Below are 7,511 nucleotides of genomic sequence, written 5' to 3'. Positions count from 1 at the left end.
GATTCACTACGGCGTGGCCAACATGCCGGGCGGAGTGCCCCGCACCTCCACCCTGGCACTGACCAACGCGACCTTCCCCTACGCCGCCCAGCTCGCGCGCATCGGCTGGGAGGAGGCCTGCCGCCGCGACCGCGCCCTCCTGCGCGGCCTCAACATCGTGCGCGGCGAGGTGGTACACCCCGGCGTGGCGGAGGCGTTTGGGCTGCCTTTGAAGGATGCTGCGGAGGCGATAGGAGGATGAATTACGAATTACAAATTACGAATTACGAATTACGGGTGGGCGCGATCACCGATGTTGAGGGTTTCGGACGGCGGTGTCCGGTCGTTCGGGGTGGGACCGCCACGCAAAGGACAGCCAATGTGCGCCGCCCCCAGCACCTGTGTGCGGGCACCCACAAGAGGCGCCCCTACAGGATATCGGGAGCCAGAGCCGGAATCGTAATTCGTAATTCGTAATTCGTAATTCGTAATTGACTGCTGCCGCCCACCCCCAATTCAAAATCCAAAATTCAAAATTGAAAATTACATCTCAGGCGCCTTGAACTGCTTGCTCAGCGTCAGCTCCTGGTGCTGGTAGGAGGAGCCGATGCCGGTGCCGTAGAGGCGCTCGGCGCGGGCGAGGAGGCGCTCGTAGAGGAGGCGGGCCACGATCTGGCCGTCTTCGAGCAGGAAGGGCACCTCGTGCGAGCGGACCTCCAGGACGCCGGGCGTTCCCTTGATCCCTTCGCCGTACCCGAAGCCCGGATCGAAGAATCCGGCGTAGTGCACGCGGAACTCGCCGATGGGAGGCTCGTAGGCCACCATCTCGGCGGCGAGGTCAGGGGGGACGCGGATGCGCTCGCGGGAGGCGAGGATGTAGAAGTCGTCGGGGTTCAGGATGATGCTGCCGCGGCGCGAGCGATAGATCGGATCCCAGAAATCGGCCGGGTCGTAGTGCCGCAAGCGGGCCAGGTCGACGAGGCCGTGCGGACGAGCGCGGTAGCCCACCGGCCCGGTGCCGTTGCCCTGCAGGTCGATCGTCAGCCAGAGCCCCTCCCCGATGAGGGCTTCGGCCGGCTTGCCTCCCCGGAAGACCAACGGAACTTCCTGGTGCAGCCTACGCAGCTCCGCGTCGGAGAGACCGGGCCGGCCGCGATACACGCGTAGCTGGTTCAGTCGCGTGCCCGCACGGACGACAATACTGAAGGTGCGAGGCACCACCTCCACGTACAGCTTCCCCTGGTAGCCGGCGGGGACGCGGTCGAACTCGGTGGCGCGGTCGGTGATCAGCCGCGTGAAGATGTCGAGCCGCCCCGTGGTGCTCTTCGGGTTCGCCTTGGCGGCCAGGTCGGGCGGTAGCGCGACCTCTTCCTGGAGCGGGATGATGTAGACGCAACCCCGCTCGAGGAGGCAGGGCCGCTCGAGGTCGAGCGGGTCGTGCATCTGCAGATCCGCCAGGCGCTCCTGTACCGTCGCCTCGCCGGGGAGAAAGCTGGCCTGAACGCGATACCCCACCGGACCGAGACGCAGGTCCAGACTCGCCGGCTGCAACTGATCTTCCTCGAAGGGAGTCGCGGCGCGGAGGACCCCGCGCGTGATCAGTTCCGATATGTGCTGGAAAGGTAGGAGCCCGTCGGCTATCCCGGGTCCGATATCTACCGAATTCGGCACGACGTGATGGGGGCGAGGGTATCTGAAGTAAACGGAAGCTCGCGGCGCGGCGAGGGCCGGGCGCGGTGAATGTCGTACCCCTGGCCGAGCCTCGCAAGCTGTGATCCCGCGCAACGCTACACGCGCAGGCATGTCCCCTGCGTGGCAGGGCGCCCGCGGCGAGCGCGGACCTGCTTGCGTGTGCGCGGGGGGCGGCCATAGCTTTCGCGATTCCGTAGTTTCACAACATCACACGCGTTTTCCGCTGGCGGAATCGCGGCTCTTCGACTCCGGCGGTCGACTCGGAGAAATACATGGCCTTTCGCTGGTTCAGGTCCGGCTCCTTCATCCCGGTCAATGACATTGCGGTAGATCTGGGTACGGCGAATACCCTCGTTTACGTCAAAGGCGAGGGGATCGTGCTGAACGAGCCCTCGGTGGTGGCGGTGGAGAAGGCGACCGGGAAGATCAAGGGGATCGGCCTGGAGGCGAAGCGAATGCTGGGCCGAACTCCGGAGGGAGTGGCCGCCGTTCGACCGCTCAAAGACGGGGTGATCGCGGACGTGGACGTAACGGAGATCATGCTCCGTTACTTTCTGGAGACGGTCACCTCGAAGCGGTTGCTGAAGCTGAAGCCGACCATGGTGGTCGGCGTGCCGTCGGGGATCACCGAGCTGGAGCGGCGCGCCGTGCGCTCGAGCGCGCAGGCGGCGGGATCGAAAGAGGTCTACATGGTCGCCGAGCCGATGGCGGCCGCCATCGGCGTGGGCCTCCCCGTGGAGACGCCGACCGGCAACATGGTCATCGACATCGGCGGAGGAACCACGGAGATCGCGGTGATCGCCCTCTCCGGGATCGTCTCGGACACTTCGATCCGGGTAGGAGGGGACGAGATCGACGCCGCCATCGTGACCTTCCTCCGGAAGAACTACAACCTGATGATCGGTGAGCCGACGGCCGAGGCGGTGAAGATCCAGATCGGCTCGGCGTTCAGCACCGGCGATGAGCGGGAGATGGAGGTCAAGGGGAGAGACCTGGTGAGCGGCATCCCCAAGACGGTGCGGGTGCATTCGCAGGAGATCCGCGAGTGCATCCAGGAGCCGATCCAGGCCATCGTGGAGGCGGTGCGGCGCGCGCTGGAGATCACCCCGCCCGAGCTGGCCTCGGACATCGTCGACCGGGGGATCGTGATGACCGGTGGCGGAGCCCTGATCCGCGGGCTCGATCAGCTCATCGCCCGCGAGACCAACCTGCCGATCCACGTGGACGAGGAGCCGCTCACCTGTGTGGTTCGCGGCGCCGGCCGCATTCTCGACGACATCAACAAGTACCGGGGAGTGTTGACCGTCTGAGCACCTTCAAGCCGTACCTCGGCGAGGGGGGAGAGCGAGGCCGAAAGCGCGATCTCCGCATCGCCGTGCTGTTCCTGGCCCTGGCGGGCATCCTGGCTGCCTTGCCAGGGCCTTATCGCGAAGCGATCGCACGCAGTGTTCGCGCGACGGTGCTGCGCCCGGTGCTGCAGCTGCAGCAGGGCTCGGTCGAGCGACACGCGAGCTTCGACGATCCGGCCCGCCTGCGCGCCGAACGGGACAGCCTCGCGGCGTATCTGGTGGGGCAGGCGGCGCTGGTGACGGAGAACCGGGAGCTGCGCGCACTGCTGGGACTGCGGGAGAAGCTCCCGCCGGAGTTCGTCCCGGCCGAGATCGTGCGCATCCCGGGGCGGGCCGCGGACGGCTACTTTCAGTTGACCGCCGGTGCCGCCCAGGGAGTCCGACCGGGAGCTCCCATCGTCGCGCCGAGCGGGCTGGTGGGACAGGTGCGCAGCGTGGACGAGTCGATCTCCTTCGGGTTCGACTGGATGAATCCTGAATTCCGCGCCAGCGCGATGACCCTCGACGGCCAGGTCTACGGCATCGTAGAGCCCCGCGTCGGGCCGGGAGGGGAGCCGATGCTGGCGCTCACCGGGACCCCGCGACACGTCCAGTTGCAGCCGAACACGATCATCGTCACGTCCGGGCACGGAGGGGTTTTCCCGCGCGGGATCCCGATCGGCCGGGTCGCCGCGGTCGAGGGTCGCGAGACGAGCTGGCAGCGGAACTACCTGATCCGTCCCTCGGTGGGGCCGTCGGAGATGACCTACGTGCTCGTGCTCGGCGGGCCGCAGGAGACGCTGGCGGGGGTGGACCTCGCGCGGTCGTGGGGGATCCAGCCGCGCGAGTCGATGGCGGTGGATACGGCCGCTGCTGCGGCGGCTGAGCGTGCGGCGGCTGCTGCCAGCCAGGTCGCGCCGCGCACCAGCCAACCAGCAAGACCCACGGGAGGAGCGCCCTCCGAGGCGCGGTCGACGCCGCGCCCCGGCGGTCCTCCCGTGCTCGGGGTTCCGGCTACGGAGCGAGACGATCCGGATGCCGGCAACTGACGCGGGCCGCGAGGAGAGGGGATGAACGGATCGACGGGTTGGGGGTTCCGCATCTTCATCGCCGTTCTGGTTGTCCTCCACTTCGTGCTGCGGATCGGGCTCGGGCTCGACCAGCTTGCCCCCGATCTGCTGGTCGTCGCGCTGCTTCTCGCCGCGCGGGAGATTCGCGCGGGCAGCGCCGCCGGGTTGGGATTGGTGCTGGGGATCGTGGATGGTTCGATGGTGCCCTTCAACCTGGGCATCAGCGCGCTGGTGCTGACGGCGCTCGGTTTCGCCGGGGCGCGTTCAAGGGAGATCTTCTCGGGCGAGAGCTACGTGTTCCTCGCCCTCTACCTGTTTATAGGAAAGTGGCTGTACGACGCCCTGCTGTCGCTGTTGACGCGAGAGCTCTTCCGCTCCGGTGCGGCGGAGTTGCTCGTGGTTGCGCCGATGACGGCCATCTACGCGGCGGCGGCAGGCGTGCTCGCGATGGCCGCCTACCGCGCGTTTACCTGAGAGCGCGGAGGGAGCCGTGATCCGCGGTCGTCAGCTCCCGCTCGGAGACCCCGTGCTGTTCGGCCTGGTGGTGGGGATGGCTCTCTTCGGGGTCGCCATGATCTACAGCGCGGGCGTAGTGGACGTCCCGAGCCTGGTGCCGGGCCTGTGGCGACACCAGCTGCTCTGGTTCGTCCTGGCGATGCTGGCGACGCCGTTCGTGCTGCGCATCCCGGTGATCTGGCTGGAGTGGGCCGCACAGCCGCTCTACGCCTTCGCGGTGGTGTTGCTGGTGCTCACCATCTTCATCGGCACCGGCGCGGGGACGGCGGCTAGCGTATCCGGATGGATCGCGATCGGGCCGATTCGCGTGCAGCCCTCCGAGTTCGCCAAGATCGCGGTGATCCTGATGCTCGCCCGGGTGCTGGGCAGCTGGCGGGAGGCGCCCAAAACGCTCTGGCAGCTCTGGAAGCCGATCGCGGTGGTGGTGGTGCCGATGGGTCTGGTGATGCTACAGCCCGACCTCGGTACCGCCCTGGTGTTCGCCTCGATTCTGATCGCGATGCTCTTCTGGGCGGGCACCCCGCTGCCCACCCTCTTCTTTCTGATCAGCCCGGTCATCGGCCTGTTCCTCTCCATCAACACGTTGCTCTGGGGGGCATATATCGTCCTCCTGGCGATGGCGATGGGGTTTCTGTACAAGCCGTACCTTTCCGAGGGGATCACCATCATGCTCGCCAACATCGTGGCGGGAACGGTGGCGCTCCCCCTCTGGAACAAGCTGGAGCCGTACCAGAAGGCGCGCTTCCTGGTCTTCCTCGATCCCAGCGTCGATCCCCGAGGGTCCGGCTACAACCTGATCCAGTCGAGGGTGGCCATCGGCAGCGGGGGATTGACAGGGAAGGGCTTCCTCGACGGGACGCAGAAGCGCCTGGCCTTCCTGCCGGAGCAGCACACCGACTTCATCTTCGCAGTGGTGGGAGAGGAATGGGGCTTCATAGGGGTCGCCGCCGTCCTGATCACCTTCGGGTTGATCTTCTGGCGGCTCGTACGGGTGTCGGAGAGCACGCCCGACCCGTTCGCGAGCCTGGTGCCCTTCGGTCTGTTCGGCTCGTGGTTCGCGCACGTGCTCGTCAACACGGGGATGACGGTGGGGATCATGCCGATCACCGGCATTCCGCTGCCCTTCCTGAGCTACGGGGGATCCTTCTTGCTGGTGAACCTCGTCGCGGTGGCGATCGTGCAGAGGATCGCGGCGGAGGCGGGGGGGTAGGGGGAGGCCAAGAAGCTTGGAGCTAGAAGCTAGAAGGGAGTCGGCCGAAGGTCCGTAGGCGTTCTGCTGCCGGCCCCTCACGTTGAAATCGATCTGTCATGTCCTGGTTCAGGAAACCGAAGACGCCGCTGCAGGCCACGGATCGCCGGGAGCTTCCCGGAGATGTGTGGGAGAAGTGTCCGTCCTGCGGCGAGATCGTCTATCGTGAAAAGCTGAAGGAGAACTGGCAGGTGTGTCCCAACTGCGGGTACCACCTGCGTCTACCGGCTCCGGAATACGTCAACCTGCTCATCGACGAGGGGACGGTGGTGGAGCACGACGCCGACCTGCGCTCGGGCGATCCGCTGGGCTTCGTCGACCTGAAGCCGTACCCGGAACGGCTCGCGCAGGCCGAACGCAAGACCGGCCAGCATGAAGCCCTGCTCGCAGTAGGGGGCGAGCTGACCTCGATTCCGGTTCAGCTCGCGATCATGAACTTCGAGTTCATCGGTGGATCGATGGGCTCGGTGGTGGGTGAGAAGATCGCCCGGGCGGGTCTGCGCTCGCTGGAAAAGCGGGAGCCTCTCATCGTCGTCTCCGCCTCGGGGGGCGCGCGTATGATGGAGGGGATCTTCTCCCTGATGCAGATGGCGAAGACCTCCGTGGTGCTCTCCCAGCTCCACGAGGAGGGAGTGCCCTACGTGTCCGTGCTGACCGACCCGACCACCGGTGGCGTTACCGCGTCGTACGCCATGCTCGGCGACGTGAACCTCGCGGAGCCGGGAGCATTGATCGGCTTCGCCGGTCCGCGGGTGATCGAGCAGACGATCAAGCAGGAGCTGCCCGAGGGCTTCCAGACCTCCGAGTTTCTGCTCGAGCACGGCATGCTCGACGGGATCGTCGACCGTCGTAACCTGAAGCGCGAGATCTCGCGCCTTCTGCGGCACATGCTGGCCCTTCCGCCGCTGGATGGGAACGGGCAGGCGCCGACTCCGGGATGAGATTCGACGCCCTAACCTCCTGGCTCTACGGGCGAACCGCGGGAGGCATCAAGTGGGGGCTGGAGACGACCGAGACCCTACTCGCCGGCGGGGGAGACCCCCACCGGCGTTTTCGTTCGCTCCACATCGGCGGGACCAACGGCAAAGGTTCGGTCGCCGCCCTCTGCGCGTCGGTGTTGCGGGAGGCGGGAAAGGGCCCCGTCGGCCTCTATACCTCGCCGCACCTGGTCTCTTTTCGTGAGCGGATCCAGGTGGACGGCGCTCCGGTGGCGGAGGAGCACCTGCTGGCTGCCGCGCGCCGTCTGGAGCCCCTCATCGAGCAGACCGGGGCGAGCTTCTTCGAGGCCACCACGGCGATGGCGTTCCTCTGCTTCGCCGAGGACGGGGTGCGCACGGCCGTGGTGGAGGTGGGTCTGGGGGGACGGCTGGACGCCACCAACGTCATCCGCCCGGAGGTGAGCGTCGTTACCAACGTGGCGCTCGATCATTCCGCGGAGCTCGGCGAGTCGATCGAGGAGGTGGCCGCCGAGAAGGCGGGGATCTTCAAGCGGGAGGTGCCGGCGATCACCGGGGAGACGGAGAAGGTAGCCCTGGGGGTGCTGCGGGGGCGGGCGCAGGAGGTCGGCGCACCGCTGCGGTCGCTGGACGAGGTGGTGGGTATCGACGAGGTGGAGGTCGATCTCTCGGGAACCAGGTTCCACCTGAGGTCGAGAAGCTGGGGGGAGCGCCAGGTGTC

The 7,511-nt window shown here is 66.9% G+C and carries 8 protein-coding genes; 7 read left to right on the top strand and 1 reads right to left on the bottom strand.

Features of this window, described 5'->3' with window-relative positions:
• The coding region (locus tag VF167_06810) for a hypothetical protein (GenBank protein ID HEX6925122.1) at window positions 1–241 on the top strand (241 nt) is incomplete at its 5' end.
• Window positions 242–522: 281 nt separating this feature from the next.
• Here VF167_06810 and VF167_06805 read toward each other — a convergent pair.
• Complete coding sequence (locus VF167_06805; protein HEX6925121.1) at window positions 523–1,650, bottom strand: 2'-deoxycytidine 5'-triphosphate deaminase; 1,128 nt, start codon at window positions 1,648–1,650, stop codon at window positions 523–525.
• Window positions 1,651–1,943: 293 nt separating this feature from the next.
• Here VF167_06805 and VF167_06800 point away from each other — a divergent pair, with 293 nt between their 5' ends.
• The 6 genes from VF167_06800 to VF167_06775 all read left to right on the top strand — a co-directional run.
• Window positions 1,944–2,981, top strand: a complete 1,038-nt coding sequence (locus VF167_06800) for a rod shape-determining protein (protein ID HEX6925120.1) — start codon at window positions 1,944–1,946, stop codon at window positions 2,979–2,981.
• Window positions 2,982–3,046: 65 nt separating this feature from the next.
• Window positions 3,047–4,048, top strand: coding sequence for a rod shape-determining protein MreC (gene mreC, locus VF167_06795; protein HEX6925119.1), 1,002 nt, complete (start codon window positions 3,047–3,049; stop codon window positions 4,046–4,048).
• A gap of 21 nt (window positions 4,049–4,069) precedes the next feature.
• On the top strand, window positions 4,070–4,543 hold the full coding sequence (locus tag VF167_06790; protein ID HEX6925118.1) for a hypothetical protein: 474 nt from the start codon (window positions 4,070–4,072) through the stop codon (window positions 4,541–4,543).
• Between the two features lie 16 nt (window positions 4,544–4,559).
• Window positions 4,560–5,795 (top strand): rod shape-determining protein RodA, encoded by a 1,236-nt coding sequence (rodA, locus tag VF167_06785; protein HEX6925117.1) that lies wholly within the window; start codon window positions 4,560–4,562, stop codon window positions 5,793–5,795.
• A gap of 98 nt (window positions 5,796–5,893) precedes the next feature.
• Window positions 5,894–6,775 (top strand): acetyl-CoA carboxylase, carboxyltransferase subunit beta, encoded by an 882-nt coding sequence (accD, locus tag VF167_06780; GenBank protein HEX6925116.1) that lies wholly within the window; start codon window positions 5,894–5,896, stop codon window positions 6,773–6,775.
• Window positions 6,772–7,511, top strand: a 740-nt coding sequence (locus VF167_06775) for a Mur ligase family protein (protein HEX6925115.1), incomplete at its 3' end; no start/stop codon positions are given. The genes accD and VF167_06775, both read left to right, overlap by 4 nt.

The sequence above is a fragment of the Longimicrobiaceae bacterium genome (assembly GCA_036375715.1).
Lineage (GTDB): Bacteria > Gemmatimonadota > Gemmatimonadetes > Longimicrobiales > Longimicrobiaceae > DASVBS01.
The sequence above is the reverse complement of the archived record's forward strand: the minus strand, read 5'-3'. Positions and strand labels throughout refer to the sequence as shown.

What these genes read in the sequence shown, in the direction of transcription:
- VF167_06800 (HEX6925120.1), top strand. Translation starts at nt 1,944, where the DNA reads ATGGCCTTTCGCTGGTTCAGGTCCGGCTCCTTCATCCCGGTCAATGAC.
- VF167_06790 (HEX6925118.1), top strand. Translation starts at nt 4,070, where the DNA reads ATGAACGGATCGACGGGTTGGGGGTTCCGCATCTTCATCGCCGTTCTG.
- accD (HEX6925116.1), top strand. Translation starts at nt 5,894, where the DNA reads ATGTCCTGGTTCAGGAAACCGAAGACGCCGCTGCAGGCCACGGATCGC.